The following is a 23,789-nucleotide window of genomic DNA, read 5'->3' as shown; positions in this document are numbered from 1 at the left end:
TTGCCAAGTTCTTCGTAGGTCGGATACTTGTATCCGACATTTTCAGACGAAACCACAAGTTTTGTCGGATACAAGTATCCGACCTACGCGGTATGAAATTTAAGAACTTGGCAGGTCTGCACCCTAGCCCTCCCCCGTTGGAGACGGGGGGGAGGGACAGGTTGGTGGTAACTTCAAAAAATTGCCGTGTACTGAAAGGCTGCCTGAAATATTCACGGCAACGTTTGGCATTCCTGCCATTCGCCCAATCCCAACCCCAAATCAAACAGATTCACGCGCCCAATGCCCACCCGAATCAGCCGCAAACACGGATAACCCACTTTCGCGCTCATTCGGCGAACTTGGCGATTTTTCCCTTCCGAAATCTGAATTTGCAGCCAAAAATCAGGCACGGTTTGGCGGACACGAATCGGCGGCTCGCGTTGCCAAATTTTCGCGATTTCTGCTTCGTCCAGCAAACGCACATTGGCAGGCTGCGCGACAAAATCGCCCAAATCCACAGGCTGCCTGAACAGGGCAAGTTTGGCTTCATCGGGACTGCCTTCCAGTTGCGCCCAATAGGTTTTTTTCAATTTAAACTTGGGGTTGGCAATGCGGGCTTGTTGCTGCCCGTCATCGGTGAGCAGCAGCAAACCTTCGCTGTCGGTGTCCAGTCGCCCTGCTGGGTAAACATCGGGAACAGGAACGAAATCTTTAAGCGTGGGGTGTTTTTCGTGTGGCGAAAATTGGCAAATCACGCCATAGGGTTTATTCAATGCGATTAACATGGTTTTCAGGCTGCCTGAATTGCAAAAAAAATCAATTGTCTAATTTCACGCCCAAGCGTTTCATTAAATCGTCAAACACATCTGCACTGTCAAAATGCAAGACAATTTTGCCTTTTTTGCGGTCGCGGGTGGTGATTTCCGCTGTTACGCCCAATTGTTGAATCAACGAGTCGGTAATGCGGTTTAAATCGGGGTCTATGCGTTTAACGGTTTCGGTTTTTTTGCCTGTCATCAGGCTTTGGCTGCGGCGTTCCATTTCGCGCACCGACCAGCCATTTTTCACCGCTTTGTGCGCCAAATCCAATTGGTCGGCAACGGGCAAACTCAATAAAGCGCGCGCGTGTCCCATTTCCAAATGGCGTTTAAACAATAAATCTTGCACAGGCTCGGGCAATTTGAGCAAACGCAAACTATTGGAAATCGCGCTGCGACTGCGCCCAATGGCTTCGGCAACGGTTTCGTGGGTTAAATTAAATTCATCAATCAGGCGTTTAAGCCCTTGTGCTTCTTCAATGGGATTCAGGTTTTCGCGCTGCATGTTTTCAATCAAACCCATTGCCATGGTGCTACGGTCGTCGACATTTTTAATCACAACAGGAATTTCGGTCAAACCTGCCAATTGTGCCGCACGCCAACGGCGCTCCCCTGCAATCAATTCATACAATTGTCCGCCCTGCTCGCGCACAATCACGGGCTGAATCACACCTTGCGCTTTGATGGATTCGGCTAAATCGGTAAGTGCGGAGTCGTCCATTTGCACCCGCGCTTGGTATTTGCCGGGGGTAATGTCGGCAACGGGCAACGTGGTTAAACGGTCGCCGCTTTCTTCGTCATAGCTAGCGGGGGAAATGGAGATAAGCGCGTCTAAACCGCGCCCTAATCCGCCTTTGGGTTTGATTGCCATAATGTTTTTCTTTCTGTGAAATTTTTGGGTGTGTGCTATTTTACACGTTTTACAGTTTTCAGGCTGCCTGAAGCTGTTCTTGCTCATCTAAACCATGCAAAGCGTCATAACACGGTTGCAATAACTCACTCATCATCACAAGCTGTTGCCACAACACCTGATTTTGTGTATGACTATTGTCTTCATATTCTAGAGCAGGCGCGACTGGGCGCAAATCTTCCAAATCATTTTGCAAAGCAATCAAGGCAGCCTGAAATTCATCGGGCGTACACGTTGGCACATTATTCAATAAATCCACCATTTTGCGTGCTGCCGCAAAAAAGGGAAACATGAATACGGTTTCATCATCATCGCGCTGAATTTTATTGCGAAACGCGCCCAATGCAGCAATATAACTAATTAGCGAATAATTGATTTTTAACAATAAAAAACCATCTTGTAAACGCGAACCATATTTACTCGGATCGCCAGACATATCAGACAACACACTAGACAAACTCGCCGCACGGTCTTGACTCAAGCGTCGCGCTTGGCGATATTCCAAACTATCTATTTGACTGTATTGACTTAATTCATCTAATACCGCTTTCAGGTAGCCTGCATTGCTGCGAATTGCCGCCGCGCTGGTTTTGTCCAAACCTACATATTTCCAGTCCGCCCATAAAAAATACACCGCCGCCCCCGAAATCAACGCCCCCACCACTGTATCCACCACACGTGGCACGAAAAATGCACTCACATCATAGCCCGCCACCGAAAAACCTAAAATTGCCTGTATCGTAATGAAAAAAGTGGAAAAACTGTGCTTATTGGTGCGAAACAGGAAAAACAGCGACAACATCACCACAATCAATATCAATTTAATTTTCAAAGTTAAATTTAACAATGGCAACAAAGCCGCACCCACTAACACACCAGCCACCGTCCCCAAAATACGCTGAATCAGCCGTTTTTTCGTGGCGGAATAGTTAGGCTGACACACATAAATCGCCGTCAGCAAAATCCAGTAGCCAAAATGAATTTGCTCGTCCACCATTTTTAATTTTAAAGGTAAGAAATTGGTGGGAATATTTGGAATCTGATAAACAAAAATACAACATAAACAAACACTTATAGCCATACGCACCGCATGACGAAACACAGGCGACTCCAACGTGGCTTGCTTGTGCAAAGCACGCCACGCGCCTTTGAAACCACCCGTTTCGGGCGACCACAGCCGATGTTTCAAATCGCGCATGGTGGACGATTTTTGTTCTTCACTTTCCACATCACTCGTCCCCAAATGGCTGAATTGGCGGCTAACGTGCATAATATTGTCTAACAAACGCTGTACACGATACGGCGCAATCGCATTGTCATGTGGTTGCTTGGCGTAATGTTGCAATGAACATTCCGCGCCTGTGGTAGCACGTTGTAATTTCGTGGCGTATTGGTATTCCGTTTGCGTTTTCAGGCTGCCTGAAAAATCGCGGCAGGCTTGTGCTTGCAAACGCAGTAGTCGTTGAATACGAAAAATCAAGTCGCTGTGCTTCATTTGTTCCGCAAACGCTTGATAATGCACATGACTAGAGCTAATCCGCTCGTGAATATCTTGCGCGATAAAATAGTAACGCAACATTTTGGTGGTGCGAGGGTGGCGATGTTGCCCTTTCATGCGGTAAAATAGCGCATTTTGGCAAACAGAAAAAGCAGTAATGACTTGCGTATGATTCATTGCCAAATCAATTTGTTTTTGTTCCAGAAAATCCACTTCGTCTGGGTCAAAAAAATCCGCTTTATTATCCAAATAACGCGCCAACGCCGCATACGCGTTTGCCATATTTTCCTGCACAGGGCGATAGGGAAACAAAATATGCACCAGCAAACTCGCCAAACTGTGCAACAACGCCCCACACAACATCAAACCCGTATTCATATACCATTTCAGATTATTATCGTGAGACAACGCCGTATAAACCGCCACCACCAGCGTGGCAAAGGCAATCGTACGGTAACGATTGCCCGCCGCGCCAAACATGGTAAAAATAAACGCCAACGCGGTAAAAGTCGTTACCAATAAAATCGGCTGATTAAAAGTCGCTTGCACCGCCAAAGAGCTAAACGCAAACGTAATCATGGAAAATAGGATATTTTTCAATCGTCCTGTAAAACCATTGTCCAAATCCGCCAAACCGCCCGCCAAAATCCCCAAAATCAAAGGCGATAAATACAGCCCCCACCAACCAAAATGGTAAACAGTCGCCGTAACCACGCCCGAACTCAACAGTACGGGCAAGGTGGCAATGATTTTGGGATTAATGGGCGGTGTTTTCATGAATTCAGTTTTTTGATTTAAATAATGATTTTAATGGTTTTGAAAAATATAAATGCACAGGCAGCCTGAAAATTATTAAATCGCTTTTAAGCGTTTTAATGCCTCAATTGCCAATTTGGACACAGATTCATCGCTGCCAACGGCTTTGGCATACCACTGTTTTGCCAATGCCAAATCCGCCGCCGTGCCTACGCCGTTTTCATAGCAATAAGCCAGCCAATATTGTGCGGTTTCATCGCCCTGATTAGCAGCGCGTTGAAATTGCTGGAACGCTAAATGCGGATTTTTCTTCACGCCCAGCTCATTCAAATAAATCAAGCCAATATAACGCGGTGCTTGAGCGTGTCCAGCCGCGTCTGCTGCCTGAAATTGGGTTAAAGCCACCGCATAATGTTGTTGATTTTGGGAAACAATGGCGCGGTCTAATAAATCTTTCGCATTGCCCTTGCTGCTTGGCAAAATGGAGCAAGCTGTTGCCATCGCTACAACAGATAACGTAATGAATAATTTGATTTTTTGAAACATTTTTGTTTTCCATTGAATGAATATTTTCAGGCTACCTTTGAGTACATGAAATATGTAGGGTGCGCCGTGCGCACCAAATGGTTTGAATCATTGAAATATTGTGGTGGATTTAGGTGCGCACGGCGCACCCTACGTCCATTATCCAAACTTCAGGCGGCCTGAAACTCACAACACCGCCACAGGATACGCGCCCACCACTTTCACAAACACCGCTTGTTCACGCAATAAAGTTAAGGCAGCCTGAACTTTTTCGTCCAAAACATGTCCTTCAATATCAATGAAAAACACATATTCCCATAAATTTGCTTTGCTGGGGCGGCTTTCAAATTTGGTCATGGAAATGCCCATTTGCATAAATGGCGCAATAATATTGTGCAAAGACCCCACTCTATGCGGCGCACCCACCACCAAAGACGTTTTGTCTTGACCACTCGGCGTGGTTTCCTGATGACCCAAAACCAAAAAACGGGTGGTGTTATTCGGTTCATCTTCAATATTACTGGCGATTTTGTTCAACGCATAAATTTCGGCGGCGGCTTGACTGGCAATGGCGGCAGTACGCGGATTTTGTGCTGCCAAACGCGCCGCTTCGGCATTGCTGGACACTGCTACGCGTTTGACTGTATCAGGTAAATGCTTGGTCAGCCAATGTTGGCATTGCGCCAAAGCCTGTGCGTGGGCATAAACCATATCCAATTCTGAAAAATCAACCGCTTGTGAGCGCAAAAAATGATGATGAATCCGCAAAACCACTTCGCCGCACGCTTGCAATGGTGTCGCCACCAACAAATCCAACGTCCGCCCCACCGAGCCTTCAGTAGAATTTTCCACAGGCGCAACCACATAATCCGCCTGCCGCGCTTCCACCAAACGCAGGCTTTCGTCCACCGTCAAACAGGAAACCGTGTGCGCCGCGTGTCCAAAATGCTTCATGGCGGCAAGCTGGGTAAACGTGCCTTCAGGTCCCAAATACGCAATCGTGAGCGGACGTTCCACCGCCAAACATTCACTCATGATTTCACGAAACAATCGCGCCACCGCTTCATCGGGTAAAGGTCCAATATTCAAATCTTTAATGCGGCGCAATACTTGTGCTTCACGCTCGGGGCGATACACCACGCCTGTGCCTTTGAGTTCGCCGATGGCGCGGGCGTGTTTGGCGCGTTCATTCATTAAATCAAGAATTTGCTTATCAATGCTGTCAATTGCTTGGCGGTGGGGAAGTAATTTGCTGTCGTCAGACATATTTCGCTCTCAAGGTGCAGAAAAATAGGGTTTATTTTAACAAATAATTGCACAATTGGCGTGTTGGTTTTATGATTTTGGAAATTTGTTTCACATATTTTCAGGCTGCCTGAAAACACACAACACGGAAAATCATATTATGAGCAACTATTTCACCCTTTTCAGGCTGCCTGAAAACTACGACATTGACACCAACGCACTCGCCCAAACCCACCGCGCCCTAATCGCCCAATTTCACCCCGATAAATTTGCCGCCGCTTCAGCTTTTGAGCAAAAACAAGCCCTGATGATGACGGCAACACTCAACGAAGCCCACCGCGTTCTCAACGACCCACTAGACCGCGCCGCCTATTTATTGCAAAAACAAGGCATTAATGCAGATGCACCCGAACACACCCAATTTGCGCCCGAATTTCTCATCCAACAAATGGAATGGCGCGAAACGCTGATGGACGCAAAAATCAGTCAAAATATCCATGAATTAAACCAATTAGCCCAAACCATCGCCGCCGAACAAAAACAATTACAGCAAAATTTGCAGGCTGCCTTCGCCCAAAATCAATGGGAACACGCCGCCGAATGGGTGCGACAAGGGCGTTTTTTGAGTAAATTGGCGCAAGAAATTCATGCGGCACAAGAATAATCAGTTTGGCGTTCAATTTATTTATGAAATCTAGCAACGATGTGCAAAAAAATGTAAAATACGCACCGAATGAACCAATATTTTTTAAGGATTTTTTTGCATGAGTAAAACTGTAGTTGTGGCAATGTCCACATCGGGTTTAGATTATTACCCATTTGACCACGATATTCGCATTTTGCGCCTGAAAGTGATTTTGGGTGATAAAACTTATGTGGATAGTCCCGAATTTATTGATAATGACCGCTTTGTGTCATGGGTGCGCGAAAATCCTGACAAATTGCCAAAATCTTCCCCACCCTCACGTTTGGAAATCACCAAATTTTTCTTGGGTTTGCAAGACGAAGGTTTTGAAGATATTTTGTTTATCGCCATGTCATCAGCTTTGAGCAAAACATATCAACAAGTTATTGATATGATTCCACTTTTACAGAACAAAGTACGCGTTCATGTCTTCAATAGCCGCACAGGCACATTTACCGAAGGCTTGATGGCTTTGGAAGCCGACAAATGTTTAAAACAAGGCATGTCTGTAGAAGAAACCTTGCACCGCTTGGAAGACATGCGCCGCGACAGTCATGTGATGTTTGGCGTGGACGATTTAACTTATATGGTAAAAAATGGTCGTTTATCATTCACCTCACATTTTTTTGCCAATTTGTTTAAAATCAAACCATTAATCAATGTTGACCGAGACGGCAAAGCAGTGGTTGCCGAAAAAATCATGACCACCACACGCACCATGTACGCCATCTCCGACCGCATTCGGGCAATTACCGCCACACGCGATTATTATGTATTTACCCTGTATTCAGGCAATATGGAATTACACAAACAATTGGTGGATATTTTGGCAGAACGCAATAATTTGAGTGGTTTACCCGCCTATCCGATTAGCCCTGTGGTAACGGCGCATGCGGGGATTTCAGGATTTGGTGTGGGCTTATTGCCTTTATAATCCAATTCATTGATTTTTATAAAACATAAAATATTCAGGCAGCCTGAAAATGGATTTTTCTCATTTTCAGGCTGCCTGAATATTTTTAGCGGATTTTATTTAGACAAAACCATCACACCTTCCGCTTCCACCAAAGAACCACGCGGCAAACTCGCCACGCCCACCGCCGCACGCGCAGGAAACGGTTGCGTGAAATATTGCGCCATCACTTCATTAAATGTTGCAAAATTAGACAAATCCGTCAAATACGCATTGATTTTCACAATATCGTCCAAACTGCCGCCAGCTGCTTCGCACACAGCGCGTAAGTTTTTGAAAACTTGATGGGTTTGCGCGGCAAAATCGGTTTCCGAAACCAAAGTCATGGTTTCAGGAACAAGCGGGATTTGACCGCTCAAATAAACCGTATCGCCTGCGCGAACCGCTTGGCTGTACGCGCCAATCGCGGCAGGGGCGTGGTCGGTGTGGATAATGTGTTTACTCATGTTTTCACTCCTAAATAGGCTCTACAGAAAATTGCAGATTATACGCGCAAAAATGTTAAAATTCTGCCATTCTTGTTTCCCGAATACGCAAAATGGCAAAACCAGATTACCCAATTACCCCAGCAATCCGTTTTCTGCGCGAACAAAATATTGATTTTACACCACATTTATACGATTATGTGGAACGCGGCGGCACGGCGCATTCTGCCGAATGTTTGGGTGTGGACGAACACACAGTCATCAAAACCATCGTATTGCAAAACGAGAAAAAGCAAGGACTTATCGTACTCATGCACGGCGACAAGCACATTTCCACACGCAATTTGGCGCGCCAATTAAACATGAAACACATAGACCCTGCCGAGCCGAATCAGGCAAATAAATGGACGGGTTACTTGGTTGGCGGCACCAGTCCGTTTGGCACGAAAACGCGGCTGCCTGTCTATGTAGAACGCACGGTGTGGGATTTGCCAACCATTTATATTAATGGCGGCAAACGTGGTTTTCTCGTTGCCGTGTCTCCCGAAGCCTTAAAAACATTAAACGCGCAAACAGTTGATGTGGCAACAGATTAATTTGCAGGCTGCCTGAAAACTTGTAGGGTGCGTACCACGCACCAAATCATTCAAACTATTTGGTATTTTGGTGCGTAATACGCACCCTACATGAGTTTTGTCTATACTACAAGGCAGCCTGAACATCATTTCAACACATCAAAACAAAAAGGAAATACCATGAAAAACAATGAACAAATCCAAGCACGCATAGACCCGCAAGCGCGGAAATATTTGCTGATTATGTATGCGCTATACGGCTCATTTTGGTTGAGTCTGCTGATTACGCCGATTATCGGCGTGGTGCTAGCGCATTTGAAACAAAACGAGTGGGGCGACAGCATTTACCGCGACCACGCCGAATTTTTAACACGCACGTTTTGGCTGTCTGTGCTGGGCTTTATTATCAGTATCCCTTTGATTTTATTATTTGGTTTGGGTTTTTTAACCATGTCGCTGGTGGGGGCTTGGTTTGCCTATCGCACCGCATTTGGCGCGTGGCGCATTTGGCAATATGAAAAAGTCAATCCGAAAGCATGGTTGGAGTTACCCTAATGAATTTAAAAGTTTTTTTATTGGCAACGTGTTTGGTGGCAAGTGTGAATCTTCAGGCTGCCCCCAAAAAAGTATCGCCCTATCAAGCGATTTATAATCAAGCAATTCAAGCATTTAATCAACAAGATTACACCAATGCATTCAATCTGCTCAAACCTTTAGCAGACAAAGGCGATGCGACCGCGCAAAACAGCCTTGCCACTTTGTATGAACAAGGTTTGGGCGTGGAAAAAAATGCCGCCGAAGCGTTTAAATGGTATGAAAAAGCCGCCAAACAAGGCGTGGCAGACGCGCAATTTGAAGTCGGCTTTTTGTACGCCGAAGGCGTGGGCGTGGCGCAAGATTATCAGCAAGCCTTTGTTTGGTATCACAAAGCGGCGAAACAGGGACACGCCGCCGCACAAAACAATCTTGCCATGCGCTATGCAAGTGGTACAGGCGTGAAATGCAATGTAAAACAGGCAAAAAAATGGTTTACACGCGCCGCTAAACAAGGACATGGTAGCGCAATTATGGCATTGCAAAATTTTGAACAAGTGGAAAAATCTTGTAAAAATAAATAATTGGGATTATTCAGGCAGCCTGAAAAAAATAAACTATTCAATTTGTTAATTGGGGATATTATGCCATTGAATCATTTGGCAATTACGGCATTTATTGCGATTTTTTGTATACAAACCATGCGTAAGCAACAGTTTCAATGGCTGTGGTTTTCAGTGGTGGTGTGGCTGGCGTTTGGGCTATTTTCGGCGCATATTTTGCCCAATGTGATGGGCATTACCGAAGTTGCCAATTTGTATTTGGCGCATGGTTATGCGTTTTTGGGCAGTATTTTCTTTTTTCTCAATGCGGTGGAACGCGTGCCGCAGCCTGAAAACAGCGAACGCAAATTCATGACATGGCACAGCCCCAGCGCAGGCAAATGGCTGACTTTGTTTGCCGTGTCGGGGGCGGTTATGCATGCTGCGTTTTTGTTGTTGGCGGGGCTGGTTTGGCTGCAATATCCCGATGGTTACACGCCGATTTTGCCTGCGCGATTGTGGTCGCTGTATATGCTTAACCCTTTGTATTGGTATAGTATTCAATTATTAGTGATGGGCTTATTGGCATTGCACCGCGTGATGACACGTGAATCGGTGGGCGTATTCAGTTTTGGGCAAATTCAGGCACTTTTTTTGATTTGTCTAATTTTGTTTTTCTTGGATATTTTGAATATTTACCGCTTTATTCCCATGATTATTTTGCATTTTCTCAACTGATTTTCAGGCTGCCTTTCCATTTAGTACATGACAATTTTTGTGGCAGCCTGAAAATTTAATTAATAATAAAAAACAATATGATAAGCACATTCCCCATTTTCCGCGTAGCAGGTTACACGCAAACCACATCACGCGAAGCCACACTCGCCAGCTTAAACGATTTGCGCCAACGATGGTTCACCGAACCGCCTGCACTCAAAGCGTTCAGCCCGACTGTGTACGCGGTGTTGCAGTATCCCGATGAACACACCGTCAAAATCACATTCGGCAAATTGGTCGCCACCAACACCGAGTTACCCGAAAATGTATCAGACACATGGATTGCACCACAAGTGTATGAATTATTTGAAACTGACGATGTTGCCGATACTTGGGCGCAAATCGCCGCAAATGGCAGCCTGAACCGCCGTTTTTTGGCAGATTTGGTGGTTTACCCCAGCGTGGGCGCGGCGAAAGTGTATGTGGGCGTGGTGGGCGAAGTGGAGATTTCGGAAGCATAATTCAGGCTGCCTGATTTTATTTTATGATTTGAATCAGTTAGCCCCATTTTTTTAGGCAGCCTTTCACTACCCTACAAAAATGAAATATTGCCTGAAATCGTTGAAATACAGCAATCTAACCCCCTCTCCTTTGGGAGAGGGCTGGGGAGAGTGAAAAATCGTGGTGCATTATCAGTTTTTACCCTCTCCCTAACCCTCTCCCACAGGAGAGGGAACAGATAACAGTAAGCAAAAATTTATAGGGTACTGAAAGGCAGCCTGAAAACTTGTAGGGTAGGCAATATCCACTCTACAAACTGATTTTATTTTATAATTTGAATCAGTTAGCCCCATTTTTTCAGGCAGCCTGAAAAATAACTTTTAATATCAAATCAAAATGTGCTATTTTCGGCGCAGCGACATTATTGCGATAAGGAGTATTGCCATGCACTCACTTTCTCCCCTATTTCGTCCCCATGTGATTGCCGTACTGGGCGCGTCCGACCGCTATGGCAGCACTGGGCGCACCGTGTTTGGGCAATTGCACGCGCTGCAAGCCGCCGAACAAATCATTCCCATCAATACCATACACAAAACCATAGGCGGCATGAAAGCCTATGCCAGCTTAACTGAATTAACCGAAGAATTGGTCGCGGACACGGCGGTGGTGATTTTATCCGCCGACAAATTGCCCAATATTGTGCGCGAAGCGTCCAAAAATGCGGTTAAAAATATTATTATCATCAATGATTTGGAACAAGCCACGCCGCACATTCGCAGCAAATTAGACAAAGCCAGCGAATTAGCCGAAAAAGCCAATATTCGCCTGTTGGCGGTAACGACCAGCGGCATGGAAGGCTTGTTTTCGCGTAATCCAAACGCAAGCTGCGCCTATATTGGACAATCCGCAGGCATTGCCGATTGTATGTTGAGTTACGCCAAATCGCGTGGCATGGCGTTCAGCCGTTTTATCACGCTCAATCCGCAACAAAATGACACGGTCAGCACAGGACAAGTGCTTGATTTTATAGCAACTGAAGCAGGCACAGACGCGGTTTTGGTACACATCAGCACTTTGGACAACACGCGCGAATTATTGAGCGCATTAACGGCGGCTTCGCGGCGCAAACCTGTTTTTGTGCTGAACACGCTGCCTGAAGGCGAACAGGAAAATTTGTTTAACCAAGCCCTTGAACGCAATAAAATTTTCACCGTACAAACCTTATCCGAATTTCTCACGGTTGCCCGATTGCTGCACACAGGCGTGGCGGTCAATGGGCGGCGCATTGGCATTATCAGCAATACGCCACAAATCAGTGCCTTATCGCTCAAAGCCTTGCCACAAATGGGTTTGGAATTGGCACACGCCAGCGCAAGCACCACGCGCACCTTAAGCAAAATTTTGCCGCACAAATTGCCGTCCACCAATCCACTTTATGTATCCGCCGACACCGCGCCCAGCGTGTTTCAGACTGCCACCGAATTGTTTTTGCAAGACGACCAAATGGACGCCGTTTGCCTGATTTACGCAGGCTCAAACACCACCGAAAGTCGGCGCACCGCCCAAATGGTCGGCGCATTGCAAGCAAGTTACCCACGCAAACCGCTATTTATGGCATGGCTGGGCAGCGCAGACAATGAAGAAACCCGAACTTTATTAAATGAAAACAAAAATTTACATTTCAGGCAGCCTGAATTGGCTTTGGACGCATTTGTGCAATTAAATCGTTACCGCGATTATCGTAACACGCGCCATTACACCACGTCCTTTTACGATTACCGCAACGCGGCAAACATCGCCGAAACCGTACGCACCTTATTAAACGAAGCACCCGAAAATAATTACGAAAAATCAAGTACATCTACATTAGTCCAAGCATTAGACACCGCTTTGGGCGGCTTACAACGCCATTTACGCAGCAACCGCACCATTGCCAACGAATTGACGGATAAGATTTTTTCCACCTTTAAAATCAAATTATGCCCACAAAATACTCAAACACAATGCACGCTCACATGGGACAATGTGTCCGCTTTCGGGCAAGTGCTGACTTTGGCGGTGGACGAACAATCCGCGCAAATGTTGCCGCCCATCACTCCGAATGTGGTCGCCAAAGCCTTGCACCATTTGAATTTGCCGCCCGCCGTGTGGCAAGGCTGGTTGCTGGAAACTGCAGACGTATTGTGCAGGCTGCCTGAAATCGCCACCTTCCAAATTGCGCTGCACCACGAAAGCAAAACAGGTTTATGCGGACACAGTCCCAAAATTCAGCTCACACCTGAAAACACTTTGGGCAATGCAAAAAATGTGTTCACGCCCTATCCCTTTGAAGCAGAAGAATTTGTGTTGATTAAAAACGGCAAATTATTTCTGCGCCCCATTCGTCCAGAAGACGCGGATTTGGTCAAACAACATGTTGCATTGATGAGCGATGAAAGCCGTGAAATGCGTTTTATCAGCAAATCCAAAGAGTTAACACCTGCGCTACTCGCCCATTTAACCAGCGTAGATTATTCACGAGAATTTGCCATTTTGTTGCACGATGAACAATTGCGCCCTTTGGCGATGGCAAATTACACGGCGGACGAATTTGGCGAAAGCTGCGAATTTGGTATCAGCTTGCTGGACGAAGTGCATGGACGCGGCGTGGGCGTGCGCCTGATGGAACGACTGATTGCGCGCGCCAAATTACAAAAATTCAAAATCATGCGCGCCGAAATTTTATCTAATAATCACGCCATGCAAAAATTGGCGTTAAAACTGGGCTTTACCTTAAGCAAACACCCCAATGACCCCAGCATGGTAGAAGCCAGTTTGGATTTATAAATTCAGCAATTATTATTTAAAACAAAAGGCAGCCTGAAACTTTCAGGCTGCCTTTATTTAGAACCTGTGTTCGTAATTAAATCATCAATTTAACAACAAAACTGGCACATTATTTTTCTGCAAACGCCCCGCTACTTTTTCCGCTTCCGTCTGTTTCAAACGCTCACGGCTACGCACCACACGCACCACATGCCCATCAGAATTTTTCACTTTCACCACGCGCACAGGCACGCCCAACAAAGACACTTTCGCCGCCTGCGTGTCCGCCAATTTATCCGTCAAAAACGCTCCCGCTTGCAAAGTAACGCCATCACGAATATCCGCCGCTTTTTCAGGCTGCTTGTCGGCTACGGTTTCGTTTGGCGTAACGGATTTGGCGGCGATTTTACTTACCGCTTTTTCGGCGGATTTTTCCGTTTTGGCGACCATTTTTTCTGTTTTTTCAACGGATTTATCGGCAGACTTTTCCGCTTTGGCAACGACTTTTCCTGTTTCTTCAACAGGTTTTGCCGCCACTTTTTCCGTTTTTTCAACAACTTTTGCTGATTTTTCAACAGATTTATCCGCAGATTTAGCGGCTACTTTTTCGGCAGATTTTTCCGCTTTGGCGACTGCTTTTTCTGCTTTTTCAACAGATTTTGTCGCCACTTTCTCTGTTTTTTCCACCGATTTGCTGATTTTATTGCTGGTTTTGGCAAGACTTTTGTCCAACGCAGCGTCCACTTTTGCCACGCTGGCGATTTCGCCTGCGGCTTTTTGCCTAACTGCTTCTTTTTTATCTGTCAATGCTTGATTAATTGCTTGCTTTGTCTTGCTTTTTGTCGTAGTGGTGCTGGGAGCGGTTGGGGTTTTGCTGACTGTGTCCGCATAAGCCATATTGCCGCCAAATAAGACCAAAATCGCTAACATCAAGGGTTTCATCATGGTTGTTCTCCTAAATTAAAGGGGGTTGAAATATGGAATCATGAGCATTTTTATTTCACACTTGCCATATTTTTAGTGTTTACCATACTATAATGTTCTGCGATTAAATCGTAAAAATTTGCACAAATATCAGACAGTTTTACATTTTTATGCACAAAAGCGTTGTATTTTCGCTTCAGGCTGCCTGAAAGCTGTGTATTTTTTACCACAACAAAATCCAAAGCCCAAATGTTGTAAAAGTCAAATTAATTTATCAAAATTTGCTATAATACTGGACTTTTCGTTGCGCATACGTTTCAGGCAGCCTGCAAAGAGAGAAACAACACGCTTTCAGCCACTTGATAATTTCCGCAACACCCACATATCAATCACAATCCCCGTCTGAAAGCCAAATGCGGCTATTGCAGACCCACTTTTCGCGAACAGGAATTTAAGTGCTGCAATCCAAATGACAGCTTGTCAATATTATCCTGCTTACGCGAAATAATCTTATTTAACAAGAGTTTATATAAAATGACCCAACGCTATTCCGATGACATCAACGATAACGATGTGGAACAAGACGAGCAACTGCCCGACAATCGCCCACTTACGCCTGAAGAACAACGCGCCCGTTTGCGCCAACTGATTTTGTTGGGCAAAGAACGCGGCTACATCACCTATGCTGAAATCAATGACTCGCTGCCCGATGATATGTCGGACGCGGAACAAATTGACAGTATTGTCAATATGATTCAAGGACTTGGCATTCAAGTTACCGAAGAAGCCCCAGATGCCGAAACACTGTTGATGAGCGACAACAGCGCAGCAGTTACCGATGAAGACGCGGTGGAAGAAGCCGAAGCCGCCTTGTCGCAAGCCGATTCCGAATTTGGACGCACCACCGACCCCGTGCGTATGTATATGCGTGAAATGGGGCAAGTGGAATTATTGACCCGTGAAGACGAAATCATTATCGCCAAAAAAATTGAAAATGCCTTGAAAAACATGATTCAAGCCATTTCAGCCTGCCCTGGTTCGGTGGGCGAGATTTTGGAACTGATTAATCAAATCAAAAAAGACGAAATCCGCGTTGATGAAGTGGTGGAAGCCATTATTGACCCCAATGAAGTGTTGTTGAACGAGTTGGGCTTGTCTCATTTAGAAAGCGATGGCAACGCAGACGCGGAAGAAACCGATGACAGCGATGATGACGATGACGATGACGATGGCGGCGAATCTTCAGGCAGCATTGAAGGGCAAAATCTGGAAGAATTAAAAGCCCAAGTGATTGAACACTTTAAGCAAATTGAAAAAAGCTATGGTTTAATGATTAAGGCTTTGGACAAACACGACAGCAAACACGCCAAATATTTGGAACACCGCGACGCGATTGCCAGCAAATTATTGGAAGTACGCTTTTCCACACGCCAAATTGAAAAATTAAGCGAAAATTTGCGTGGTCGCGTGGACATGATTCGCAAATTGGAACGTGAAATCCGCGATATTTGCCTTGACCGTGTGCGTATGGACAGGGATTATTTCATCGCCCAATTCCTGCCAAACGCCACCAATTTAAATTGGGTGGAAGAAGAAGTGGCGAAAAATCGGGTATGGAGTGAAACACTTGACCGTTTCCGCCACGCGATTTTGGAAAAACAAACCATTATGTCGGATTTGGAAAAAGAAGCACGAATTTCCATTGATGAATTGAAAGACATCAGCAAAAACATGGTGGTGAGCGAAAAAGAAACGTCTTCCGCCAAGCAGGAAATGATTCAGGCAAACTTGCGTTTGGTGATTTCCATTGCGAAAAAATACACCAATCGCGGTTTACAATTCCTTGATTTGATTCAGGAAGGCAATATTGGTTTGATGAAAGCGGTGGATAAATTTGAATATCGCCGTGGCTACAAATTCTCCACTTATGCAACGTGGTGGATTCGCCAAGCGATTACGCGTTCCATTGCCGACCAAGCGCGTACCATTCGCATTCCCGTGCACATGATTGAAACGATTAACAAAATGAACCGCATTTCGCGTCAATATTTGCAGGAAACGGGCGAAGAACCCGATTCAGCCAAATTGGCGGAACTCATGGAAATGCCCGAAGACAAAATCCGCAAAATCATGAAAATCGCCAAAGAGCCCATCTCTATGGAAACGCCAATCGGCGATGACGATGATTCACATTTGGGCGATTTCATTGAAGATGCGAACAATGTTGCCCCTGCGGACGCGGCGATGTATTCCAGCTTGCGCGAAGTAACCGCCGATGTGTTGGAAAGCCTGACACCGCGTGAAGCGAAAGTGTTGCGTATGCGTTTCGGCATTGACATGAACACCGACCATACGCTAGAAGAAGTGGGCAAGCAATTTGACGTAACCCGCGAGCGCATTCGCCAAATTGAAGCGAAAGCCTTGCGGAAATTGCGCCACCCTACTCGCTCGGATAAACTGAAAAGTTTCTTGGACAGCGAAGAAGGCAAATAAGGTTTTTCAGGCTGCCTGAATAATGAAATGAAACAGGACGGGATCATTTATCCCGTCCTGTTTTTGTTATAGTGGATTCAATTTATAGTGAATTCAGACAGCCTGAAACGTGCAAAAGATTAAAGGACTTGGTTTTATTCAAAACCAAGTCCTTAAATTTGTGGTCGGAGTGAAAGGATTCGAACCTTCGACCCCTTGCACCCCATGCAAGTGCGCTACCAGGCTGCGCCACACTCCGACTAAAGAAGCAGTATTATAGAGAGTTTACGCTTAATTGGCAAGCATTTTCTCAATATTGCCCAACATTTTTTTCAGCTCATCACGCATTTCATTCACACTAATCACAGGATTACCATTTTCGTCCAAACCCGTGTTTGGCGTATTGTCTGAAATACCGTGATGTAATTGACGGATTTTAATCACATCTAGCCGAGTAAAATGATTGCCGCCTTTGCCCAATACACGTCCTTCTTGACGCTGCCATTCTGCCAACTGTTCAGGTTTCACATTTGCCAGTTGGCAGACTTCTTGTAGGCTGAAATAGCGTTTGGTGGGGATAACGGGCAAATCAGCGTTGCTTGTCATAGTAATGCTCCACCATGCCTTTTAATTTTTGGCTGGCGTGGAACGTAACGACACGACGAGCGGTAATGGGTACTTCTTCGCCAGTTTTGGGGTTGCGACCAGGGCGTTGTGGTTTGTCGCGCAGTTGGAAATTGCCGAAACCTGAAATTTTGATTTCTTCGCCGCGTTCCAAAGTGGTGCGGATTTCTTCAAAAAATAATTCTACGATTTCTTTGGCATCGTTTTTGCTTACGCTGCTCACTTTTTCAACCAAAATGTCGGCGAGTTCTGCTTTGGTCAGGGTCATGTTGAGTTTACCTCGTTGTTTATCAAATTTAAGGGCGCATTATCCTGAATTGTTTGTTAAAAATCAAGCGAATACTGCAAAATATCTGCAATTTTTACAAAAACCCTAGATTTATCAAGGCTGGCAGCCATTTTTCAGGCTGCCTAAATGATTTTTAAAGCATTTATTTCAGGATATTTTACCCAAACAGGCAGCCTGAAAAAATTATTGGCAACTGGATTTTTGGGTTTTATGATTAATCGCGCCCTTGCTGATTAAAAAATCCACCACTTCTTTATGCCCACGCTCACAGGCAAACGACAATGCGCTCTGATTTTTCTTTTGGCTAATCAAATTAGGATTTGCGCCCTGTGCCAGCAAATATTGCACCGTTTCCAAACGCCCATTGCTCGCCGCCACCATAATTAAGGTTTCGCCATCGTCTTCAATGGTTTGGTCATTTAAATCGGTTTCGGCGCGTAATTTTTCGTGTACTTTTTTGACAATATTGGTGTTTTTGCCCAAAGCGGCTGATTTTAAGACATTATACACATCGCCGCGGTCGGTGGCTTTCAAACTTGCGCCTTTGCCAATCAAATAGTCCACCATGTCTTCATAACCAATAAACGCCGCCCAACCCAAAGCGGTTTGCCCCAAACTCGCCGTGTCTTTCGCTTCCAAATCTTGACCATTTTCAACCATTTGGCGGACTTTTTCCAAATTACCACGCTTCACCGCATCAAACCATGCTGCGTCTTTACCTTCCGATGGTTTATCGTAAAAAATGCGCCAAGACAATTTGTTCGGATTGGCAATATCTTCCATTTCGGCGCGGCTGAAACGCCAGCCGTCCGCGTTCAGGCTGCCTGAAACAGCAGAAGCGGCGGCTTTGGGTGCGGACGCTTGTTCGGTTTGTGCCGTGCTGTTACACCCACTCAATACGCTTGCCAATAGCAATGTTGAAAAAATTTTATTATAAAACATAGGATTACCCTCTATCATAAAAAATAAAATAGGAGCGAATCATATCAAATGTAATCCAAATAAATCAAGCAGCCTGAAAAAAATCATTCAGGCTGCCTGTTATTTATTTTTTGGCTTTCCACGCCAAATGGTAATTGCTTTTTCCAAACGCATCACTATGAATAGATTCGGTAAAAATATAATTTTGCACCCCAATATCCAAAGTGCGGAACGCTAAATCATGGGCGATTTTCAATTCTCCATTGGCATAATTCGGCTCAAACAGCTCTTGCAACCATTCCGTGTTCACAGGCAAATGCTCCATCAATTTAGATTGGCGCAAAAAATCCTGATACGTTTCGCCGCGCTTGCTGCCACGCAGCCAGCCTTTGCTGTTAAACAAAACCACAAACAACACTTTGGGCGGAATCGCGGCGCGAATCAAACCAAAATATTCTTTTTTCTCATCTTTATGGATTTTGTCCGACAAGGCAACAAAACGCAGTAAACGATACAAGGTAATCAAATAAGGTTTCACGCTGGTATTGCCATCAATCAGATTTTTCAAGGCTTTTTCAAAACGCGGCGTGTCGTCCAAACGATTTTGGGGCTGCAAAAATGCTTGCATTTTGTCAAATGCGTCTTCAGCGCGAGCCATGCGTTCATCGGTGCTGGCTTTGCGGTTTTGCATGGTTTCGTGCGCCAAATTTAATGTGTCAATCAATTCAGCTTCGTGCTGCGCTTCGTGGCTAAATTTTTTCAAATGTTCGGCAAAATGCTTTTCTTGGAAATTGGCTTGTTTCCATTGTTGCAAGATGGTCATTAAGCGTATGCCTGTATCCACCACCGTGTCATTATCAATGCGATTAAACAGGTACAATTTTAAAATTGCCGCGTTTAATTTGTCCAATTCTGCCACATCAATTTGATTGAGTAATTCATTGTGTTGGCGCAGCAGCGTGTTAAAAAATTCATCAAAATCTTGATTATCTTGACGTTTATAAGTCATGTAGCTGAAACTGGTTACACCCATCGCCGCAATCAATGAACCCAAGGCAATGGTAAATTTCATCAAATCCAGTTTCGCCGCATTGGTTGCGTCCCAGAAAATCCAAGGAGCTTGTGGCAAAAAGAAAATCGGGCTGCTTTTGGACAACATCGCCATCAGCATGGCAATGCCCAAAATCAAAATCGCACCCAAAAACCATGTAACCAGTTTCAAAAATAATTGCATTTTGTTTATCCTAATTCAATAGGTTATCTATTTTCAGGCTGCCTGAAAATTCATAAAAATAAATACACCCACATTTTTCAGACAGCCTGAAAAATCAATCGCGCTGCGCCACCATCACAGGCAAACCACGCACCGCCGCCATGGTTTCATCGGTTTTTTGCTGATATTTTTTCAAAGCCGCCAAATCTGCCGCGCTCAATTTGGGCGTGGGCAAGGCAACTGTGGCAGGGTTCACATGTTGCCCATTAATACGCACTTCGTAATGCAAATGCGGTCCTGTGGAGCGACCCGTTGAACCCACCAAACCAATCACATCGCCTGCTTTCACGCGCGTACCCACGTTCACGCCGCGCACATAGGCGTGCATGTGTCCGTACAGCGTTTCTACGCCATTGTCGTGTGTGAGCATGACCGTATTACCATAACCGCCTTTCCAGCCCGAGAATGTTACTACCCCATCGCTCGGCGCAAGAATGTGCGTGCCAATTGGCGCGGCGTAGTCTATGCCCGTGTGCATGCGGATAGAACCCAACACAGGGTGGCGGCGAATACCATAAGGCGATGAAATGCGTTTGAAATTTTCAATTGGCTGACCATCAAAACCGCGTGTCAATGAGTTGCCATTTTCGTCATAATAGTTACCGCCCGTGTCGCCGTGTTCAAAATAATAGGCGCGGTAGGTTTTACCTTGCGTGCGAACTTCGGCGGCTAACACATCGCCCGTTGCCACTTCTTGCCCGCGAAAATACAGGCTTTCATACAGCAAACTCACGCTATCGCCTTCAACCAATTCGTCCAAATTAAATTTTTCGCTAAACATTTCTTTCAGCGAAGTGCGAATTTCCACAGGCACACCCGCCCGCGACAAAGCACCCGATGACGATGAAGTAATCACCACTGAACGCAATGATGGCATGGTTTCCATGTCAATATTGCTGGTATTCAATTGCCATTTGCCGTTAATGCGTTCAATGGCGGCAAGGTTGCGCTCGCCGTTATCGTCATCGCGGAAAAATTGAATGTCGGTAACATCGCCCACCGAATCCACACGTGCACTCACAATTTGTCCAGCGCGTAATTCCAAAGTTTTCAAATCAATGGGGCTGCTTTTGGTGAAATTTTGAATGCTGGTTGCGCTCACGCCCAAGCGTTGCAAAACAAGGGCAAGGGTATCGCCTGTTCGCACTTCTTCATCGCGCCAATAGCTGCTGGCGTTGGCATTGATGGTTAATTTGGGCATGGGCAATTCTTGCACCACGCGCTCGGTTTTGTAGGCTGCCGCTACGGGCAAGTCGGGCTGGCTTACGGTTGCCAAAGCCACGCCTGACGCGGTTAAAGCCAAAACCAATAAACCATAACGTTTTTTCAGAAAAGTTTTACTCATAAATTCTATAACTATTTGTTGTCAAACAAAATGGTATGTAGACAAACTGCCATATTAGCAGTTTTTTAAAAAGGTTTGGGATAAATTTTGCTTTGATTTGAATTATTTGTCCATCAAATCAGTTGAAAAATCAGTAATCATCAGGCTTTCAGGCTGCCTACACGCTTGGGCGCGGGCTTGTCGCAATATTGCAACAATTTTGTGGACAATCTACGGTTTTGGTTGGCAAATGGCATTTTTTGCGAAATGGGTTTCAGGCTGCCTTTTATTTATACGGTGTACCCTACAATATCAAGGCAGCCTGAAATCACACCAATTGTTCCCCCCAATGCAATTTTTGCCGCAGTGTGCCATAGTATTGATAATGAAGTGGTTGTATTACACGCACGGTGTGTTCGTAGCGGTGCAAGACGATTCTGTCCATGGTTTGCACATCAAAATAAGATTGCCCATCGTAATGCAAACGCGCGTCGCCTGATTTGGTTACTAAAATTTCAATTTCGCTCTCGTCTGCAATCACAATCGGGCGATTGGTCATAGACTGTGGGCAAACGGGAACCAACGTGAACGCGCGTAAACCCGATTGCAAAATCGCCCCGCCCGCCGCCAAAGCATAAGCTGTTGAACCCGTGGGCGTGGACACAATCAAACCATCAGAACGCTGACTGTACACAAAATTTTGATTGATAAACACTTCAAATTCAATCATTTTCCCCGCCAAACCGCGCGACAAAACCACATCATTCAATGCCAAACCCTGAAAAATCTGTTCGCTTTCACGCCACACATCAGCTTGCAGCATAATACATTCTTCCGTCAAATGCTTACCCGTTAAAATGCGCGACAATTCGCTTATCATGTGTTCGTGTTGCACCTGCGACAGAAAACCCAAATGCCCCAAATTTACCCCAACCAAAGGCACATGATACGGCGCAACTTCTCGCGCCGCCGATAAAAATGTACCATCACCTCCCAAAACAATAATTAAATCACAATGTTGTGCCAATTCCGTTTTGCTGCAAAAATGCGTTTCAGGCAGCCTGAAAGCGTGGGTTTGCTGTTCGGTGCGGCATTGTTCATCTACGCGTACGTTGATGTTTTGCTCATGCAAAAAGCACACCAGCGTGGCAAGTGTATCGGCAATTTCAGGCGTATCGGGGCGCGTAATCACGCCCACACTGCGATATAACTTCATGATTTTTATTTAAATCCAGTTAGCAAAAAAATGACAAGCGGTACTCATTTTACAATGCGCCAACCACGCAATCACAATTATGGTCGCCAAACTCGCCGCGTAAAACGCATAGGCTTTCGCTGAACGCGCCGCGCTACGCATACTCAACACGCCCAGCACAATATACGCCACCACAAACAATAATTTTATCCCCAACCACGATGAAGCACCAAATGGCGACCATTTCGCAATCGTCATCATCATCATGCCCGAAAACAGCAATAGGGTGTCATTGGCGTGTGGCAAAATTTTCCAAATCAGATGAACAGGTTTTTCAGGCTGCCTCTGTCGCGCCCAAAAACGAAAATTGTATAAAATCAAACTGATAATAATCAACAACCAATGCAAATGTTTAATATGGGGATATATTTCAGCCATATCATGACTCCAAAAATAAAGTTAATTGAGCATTTCAGGCAGCCTGAACATGCAATAATCGCAAAATTGCGTCCCGATTAGACGGCGAAAACACACGTTCCGCCGCCATTCGTGCAGGCTGCCACTCAAACGCCGTGTGTTCGGTCAAAACCAATTCCGTGTGTGGCGCAATTTGTGCGGCAAACCAATGTTCCGTATTATGCGTTACTCCGTCTGCATAACGGTGTCGCCAATGTGGATAAATTTCGTATTCTGTGTGAAATTGCCAATCGTGCAATTCGTGTGCTGCCAATTTCACGCCTGTTTCTTCCGCCACTTCGCGCAAGGCAGCCTGAAACGGCGTTTCGCCCACTTCCAAACTGCCCGTAACCGATTGCCAAAAATCCGTACGGTCGGCGCGTTCCAACAACAGGACATTGCCCGCGCCATCGTGCAACACGACCAGAACGGAAATGGGTTGTTTCACAGGTTTTTCAGGCTGCATTATTTTGAACCATTGAACAAAAGCGGCATTATATAGCCAACTAAAAATTAAATCATTCTATAGTCGTACACGGCGGGCGTTGTCGTCTGATACTGCATTTTCACTTCTACGACTATATAATTCATTTATACAAATAAATCAATTTTTTACAAAGTTATCCACAGGCAAAGCAACAAACTTATCCACAAGCCAATTATCCACAAAAGTTATCCACAGTTTCTGTGGATAAGTCGTCAAAAACAGCCCAAAAATGGACAAAATTCATTTTAAAATCAATGGCAATTCCTTTGTTGCCTATTTTTTAAGCAACGAAAATTTAATTGAAAAATCAAAATATTATTTAGTAATAATTGA

The 23,789-nt window shown here is 45.2% G+C and carries 24 protein-coding genes and 1 tRNA gene; 9 read left to right on the top strand and 16 right to left on the bottom strand.

Annotated features, from left to right (window positions below; genetic code table 11):
• Positions 1–212: 212 nt before the first annotated feature.
• The 5 genes from Q338_RS02705 to pheA form a co-directional block, all read right to left on the bottom strand.
• Positions 213–767, bottom strand: coding sequence for a pseudouridine synthase (locus Q338_RS02705; protein ID WP_034291695.1), 555 nt, complete (start codon positions 765–767; stop codon positions 213–215).
• A gap of 31 nt (positions 768–798) precedes the next feature.
• Positions 799–1,671 (bottom strand): ParB/RepB/Spo0J family partition protein, encoded by an 873-nt coding sequence (locus Q338_RS02700; RefSeq protein ID WP_034291694.1) that lies wholly within the window; start codon positions 1,669–1,671, stop codon positions 799–801.
• A 58-nt stretch (positions 1,672–1,729) separates the two neighbouring features.
• On the bottom strand, positions 1,730–3,985 hold the full coding sequence (yccS, locus tag Q338_RS02695) for a YccS family putative transporter (protein ID WP_034291692.1): 2,256 nt from the start codon (positions 3,983–3,985) through the stop codon (positions 1,730–1,732).
• A 75-nt stretch (positions 3,986–4,060) separates the two neighbouring features.
• Positions 4,061–4,510 carry a tetratricopeptide repeat protein gene (locus tag Q338_RS02690; RefSeq protein ID WP_034291690.1) on the bottom strand — a complete coding sequence of 150 codons (450 nt, stop codon included), beginning with the start codon at positions 4,508–4,510 and terminating at the stop codon, positions 4,061–4,063.
• Positions 4,511–4,675: 165 nt separating this feature from the next.
• Entirely contained in the window at positions 4,676–5,755 is a 1,080-nt protein-coding gene (pheA, locus tag Q338_RS02685) for a prephenate dehydratase (RefSeq protein ID WP_034291689.1), read from the bottom strand.
• Positions 5,756–5,894: 139 nt separating this feature from the next.
• Between pheA and hscB the strand changes: the two genes are divergently transcribed.
• Positions 5,895–6,398: a Fe-S protein assembly co-chaperone HscB gene (gene hscB / locus Q338_RS02680; protein ID WP_034291687.1), complete on the top strand. Its 504-nt coding sequence runs from the start codon at positions 5,895–5,897 to the stop codon at positions 6,396–6,398.
• Between the two features lie 100 nt (positions 6,399–6,498).
• Positions 6,499–7,353: a DegV family protein gene (locus Q338_RS02675; protein WP_034291685.1), complete on the top strand. Its 855-nt coding sequence runs from the start codon at positions 6,499–6,501 to the stop codon at positions 7,351–7,353.
• Positions 7,354–7,448: 95 nt separating this feature from the next.
• On the opposite strand, the gene Q338_RS02670 is transcribed toward Q338_RS02675, so the two are convergent.
• The gene (locus Q338_RS02670) at positions 7,449–7,838 is read right to left on the bottom strand and encodes a RidA family protein (protein ID WP_034291684.1); all 390 of its coding nucleotides are present in this window, start codon (positions 7,836–7,838) and stop codon (positions 7,449–7,451) included.
• Between the two features lie 92 nt (positions 7,839–7,930).
• On the opposite strand from Q338_RS02670, the gene ybaK reads away from it, so the two are divergent.
• The 6 genes from ybaK (at position 7,931) to Q338_RS02640 (ending at position 13,512) form a co-directional block, all read left to right on the top strand.
• A complete protein-coding gene (ybaK, locus tag Q338_RS02665; RefSeq protein WP_034291683.1) occupies positions 7,931–8,413 on the top strand; it encodes a Cys-tRNA(Pro) deacylase in 483 nt (160 codons plus the stop codon).
• A gap of 159 nt (positions 8,414–8,572) precedes the next feature.
• Positions 8,573–8,947 (top strand): hypothetical protein, encoded by a 375-nt coding sequence (locus tag Q338_RS02660; RefSeq protein ID WP_051968439.1) that lies wholly within the window; start codon positions 8,573–8,575, stop codon positions 8,945–8,947.
• Positions 8,947–9,510 carry a tetratricopeptide repeat protein gene (locus Q338_RS02655; protein WP_034291682.1) on the top strand — a complete coding sequence of 188 codons (564 nt, stop codon included), beginning with the start codon at positions 8,947–8,949 and terminating at the stop codon, positions 9,508–9,510. The genes Q338_RS02660 and Q338_RS02655 overlap by 1 nt, the downstream gene beginning before the upstream one ends.
• A gap of 60 nt (positions 9,511–9,570) precedes the next feature.
• Positions 9,571–10,206 carry a hypothetical protein gene (locus Q338_RS02650; protein WP_147293699.1) on the top strand — a complete coding sequence of 212 codons (636 nt, stop codon included), beginning with the start codon at positions 9,571–9,573 and terminating at the stop codon, positions 10,204–10,206.
• Between the two features lie 77 nt (positions 10,207–10,283).
• The gene (locus tag Q338_RS02645; protein ID WP_034291680.1) at positions 10,284–10,706 is read left to right on the top strand and encodes a hypothetical protein; all 423 of its coding nucleotides are present in this window, start codon (positions 10,284–10,286) and stop codon (positions 10,704–10,706) included.
• Positions 10,707–11,130: 424 nt separating this feature from the next.
• Positions 11,131–13,512 (top strand): bifunctional acetate--CoA ligase family protein/GNAT family N-acetyltransferase, encoded by a 2,382-nt coding sequence (locus tag Q338_RS02640; RefSeq protein WP_034291706.1) that lies wholly within the window; start codon positions 11,131–11,133, stop codon positions 13,510–13,512.
• An 84-nt stretch (positions 13,513–13,596) separates the two neighbouring features.
• On the opposite strand, the gene Q338_RS02635 is transcribed toward Q338_RS02640, so the two are convergent.
• Positions 13,597–14,436 (bottom strand): hypothetical protein, encoded by an 840-nt coding sequence (locus Q338_RS02635; RefSeq protein WP_034291679.1) that lies wholly within the window; start codon positions 14,434–14,436, stop codon positions 13,597–13,599.
• Positions 14,437–14,949: 513 nt separating this feature from the next.
• Between Q338_RS02635 and rpoD the strand changes: the two genes are divergently transcribed.
• On the top strand, positions 14,950–16,908 hold the full coding sequence (gene rpoD / locus Q338_RS02630; protein WP_034291678.1) for an RNA polymerase sigma factor RpoD: 1,959 nt from the start codon (positions 14,950–14,952) through the stop codon (positions 16,906–16,908).
• A 161-nt stretch (positions 16,909–17,069) separates the two neighbouring features.
• On the opposite strand, the gene Q338_RS02625 is transcribed toward rpoD, so the two are convergent.
• The 9 genes from Q338_RS02625 to nudB all read right to left on the bottom strand — a co-directional run bounded on the left by Q338_RS02625 (position 17,070) and on the right by nudB (position 23,435).
• Positions 17,070–17,146, bottom strand: a tRNA-Pro gene (locus tag Q338_RS02625).
• A gap of 32 nt (positions 17,147–17,178) precedes the next feature.
• The gene (locus Q338_RS02620; protein ID WP_034291677.1) at positions 17,179–17,493 is read right to left on the bottom strand and encodes a hypothetical protein; all 315 of its coding nucleotides are present in this window, start codon (positions 17,491–17,493) and stop codon (positions 17,179–17,181) included.
• Positions 17,477–17,779, bottom strand: a complete 303-nt coding sequence (locus tag Q338_RS02615) for an integration host factor subunit alpha (protein WP_034291676.1) — start codon at positions 17,777–17,779, stop codon at positions 17,477–17,479. Before Q338_RS02615 ends, Q338_RS02620 begins: the two co-directional genes overlap by 17 nt.
• A gap of 204 nt (positions 17,780–17,983) precedes the next feature.
• Entirely contained in the window at positions 17,984–18,697 is a 714-nt protein-coding gene (locus Q338_RS02610; RefSeq protein WP_248784399.1) for an ankyrin repeat domain-containing protein, read from the bottom strand.
• 148 nt (positions 18,698–18,845) lie between these two features.
• Positions 18,846–19,955, bottom strand: coding sequence for a putative phage abortive infection protein (locus Q338_RS13665; RefSeq protein WP_051968436.1), 1,110 nt, complete (start codon positions 19,953–19,955; stop codon positions 18,846–18,848).
• A gap of 94 nt (positions 19,956–20,049) precedes the next feature.
• Positions 20,050–21,339, bottom strand: coding sequence for a M23 family metallopeptidase (locus tag Q338_RS02600; RefSeq protein WP_034291674.1), 1,290 nt, complete (start codon positions 21,337–21,339; stop codon positions 20,050–20,052).
• Between the two features lie 307 nt (positions 21,340–21,646).
• Complete coding sequence (locus Q338_RS02595) at positions 21,647–22,534, bottom strand: NAD(+)/NADH kinase (protein WP_034291673.1); 888 nt, start codon at positions 22,532–22,534, stop codon at positions 21,647–21,649.
• 9 nt (positions 22,535–22,543) lie between these two features.
• Positions 22,544–22,951 (bottom strand): SirB2 family protein, encoded by a 408-nt coding sequence (locus Q338_RS02590; RefSeq protein ID WP_051968435.1) that lies wholly within the window; start codon positions 22,949–22,951, stop codon positions 22,544–22,546.
• 34 nt (positions 22,952–22,985) lie between these two features.
• Positions 22,986–23,435: a dihydroneopterin triphosphate diphosphatase gene (gene nudB / locus Q338_RS02585; protein WP_034291671.1), complete on the bottom strand. Its 450-nt coding sequence runs from the start codon at positions 23,433–23,435 to the stop codon at positions 22,986–22,988.
• Positions 23,436–23,789: the final 354 nt, after the last annotated feature.

The sequence above is a fragment of the Alysiella crassa DSM 2578 genome, from assembly GCF_000745955.1.
In the GTDB taxonomy this organism is placed as follows: Bacteria; Pseudomonadota; Gammaproteobacteria; order Burkholderiales; family Neisseriaceae; genus Simonsiella; species Simonsiella crassa.
The sequence above is the reverse complement of the archived record's forward strand: the minus strand, read 5'-3'. Positions and strand labels throughout refer to the sequence as shown.

Coding starts and splice junctions, on each gene's coding strand:
- Q338_RS02705 (WP_034291695.1), bottom strand. CDS start 767: ATGTTAATCGCATTGAATAAACCCTATGGCGTGATTTGCCAATTTTCG.
- Q338_RS02700 (WP_034291694.1), bottom strand. CDS start 1,671: ATGGCAATCAAACCCAAAGGCGGATTAGGGCGCGGTTTAGACGCGCTT.
- yccS (WP_034291692.1), bottom strand. CDS start 3,985: ATGAAAACACCGCCCATTAATCCCAAAATCATTGCCACCTTGCCCGTA.
- Q338_RS02690 (WP_034291690.1), bottom strand. CDS start 4,510: ATGTTTCAAAAAATCAAATTATTCATTACGTTATCTGTTGTAGCGATG.
- pheA (WP_034291689.1), bottom strand. CDS start 5,755: ATGTCTGACGACAGCAAATTACTTCCCCACCGCCAAGCAATTGACAGC.
- hscB (WP_034291687.1), top strand. CDS start 5,895: ATGAGCAACTATTTCACCCTTTTCAGGCTGCCTGAAAACTACGACATT.
- Q338_RS02675 (WP_034291685.1), top strand. CDS start 6,499: ATGAGTAAAACTGTAGTTGTGGCAATGTCCACATCGGGTTTAGATTAT.
- Q338_RS02670 (WP_034291684.1), bottom strand. CDS start 7,838: ATGAGTAAACACATTATCCACACCGACCACGCCCCTGCCGCGATTGGC.
- ybaK (WP_034291683.1), top strand. CDS start 7,931: ATGGCAAAACCAGATTACCCAATTACCCCAGCAATCCGTTTTCTGCGC.
- Q338_RS02660 (WP_051968439.1), top strand. CDS start 8,573: ATGAAAAACAATGAACAAATCCAAGCACGCATAGACCCGCAAGCGCGG.
- Q338_RS02655 (WP_034291682.1), top strand. CDS start 8,947: ATGAATTTAAAAGTTTTTTTATTGGCAACGTGTTTGGTGGCAAGTGTG.
- Q338_RS02650 (WP_147293699.1), top strand. CDS start 9,571: ATGCCATTGAATCATTTGGCAATTACGGCATTTATTGCGATTTTTTGT.
- Q338_RS02645 (WP_034291680.1), top strand. CDS start 10,284: ATGATAAGCACATTCCCCATTTTCCGCGTAGCAGGTTACACGCAAACC.
- Q338_RS02640 (WP_034291706.1), top strand. CDS start 11,131: ATGCACTCACTTTCTCCCCTATTTCGTCCCCATGTGATTGCCGTACTG.
- Q338_RS02635 (WP_034291679.1), bottom strand. CDS start 14,436: ATGATGAAACCCTTGATGTTAGCGATTTTGGTCTTATTTGGCGGCAAT.
- rpoD (WP_034291678.1), top strand. CDS start 14,950: ATGACCCAACGCTATTCCGATGACATCAACGATAACGATGTGGAACAA.
- Q338_RS02620 (WP_034291677.1), bottom strand. CDS start 17,493: ATGACAAGCAACGCTGATTTGCCCGTTATCCCCACCAAACGCTATTTC.
- Q338_RS02615 (WP_034291676.1), bottom strand. CDS start 17,779: ATGACCCTGACCAAAGCAGAACTCGCCGACATTTTGGTTGAAAAAGTG.
- Q338_RS13665 (WP_051968436.1), bottom strand. CDS start 19,955: ATGCAATTATTTTTGAAACTGGTTACATGGTTTTTGGGTGCGATTTTG.
- Q338_RS02600 (WP_034291674.1), bottom strand. CDS start 21,339: ATGAGTAAAACTTTTCTGAAAAAACGTTATGGTTTATTGGTTTTGGCT.
- Q338_RS02595 (WP_034291673.1), bottom strand. CDS start 22,534: ATGAAGTTATATCGCAGTGTGGGCGTGATTACGCGCCCCGATACGCCT.
- Q338_RS02590 (WP_051968435.1), bottom strand. CDS start 22,951: ATGGCTGAAATATATCCCCATATTAAACATTTGCATTGGTTGTTGATT.
- nudB (WP_034291671.1), bottom strand. CDS start 23,435: ATGCAGCCTGAAAAACCTGTGAAACAACCCATTTCCGTTCTGGTCGTG.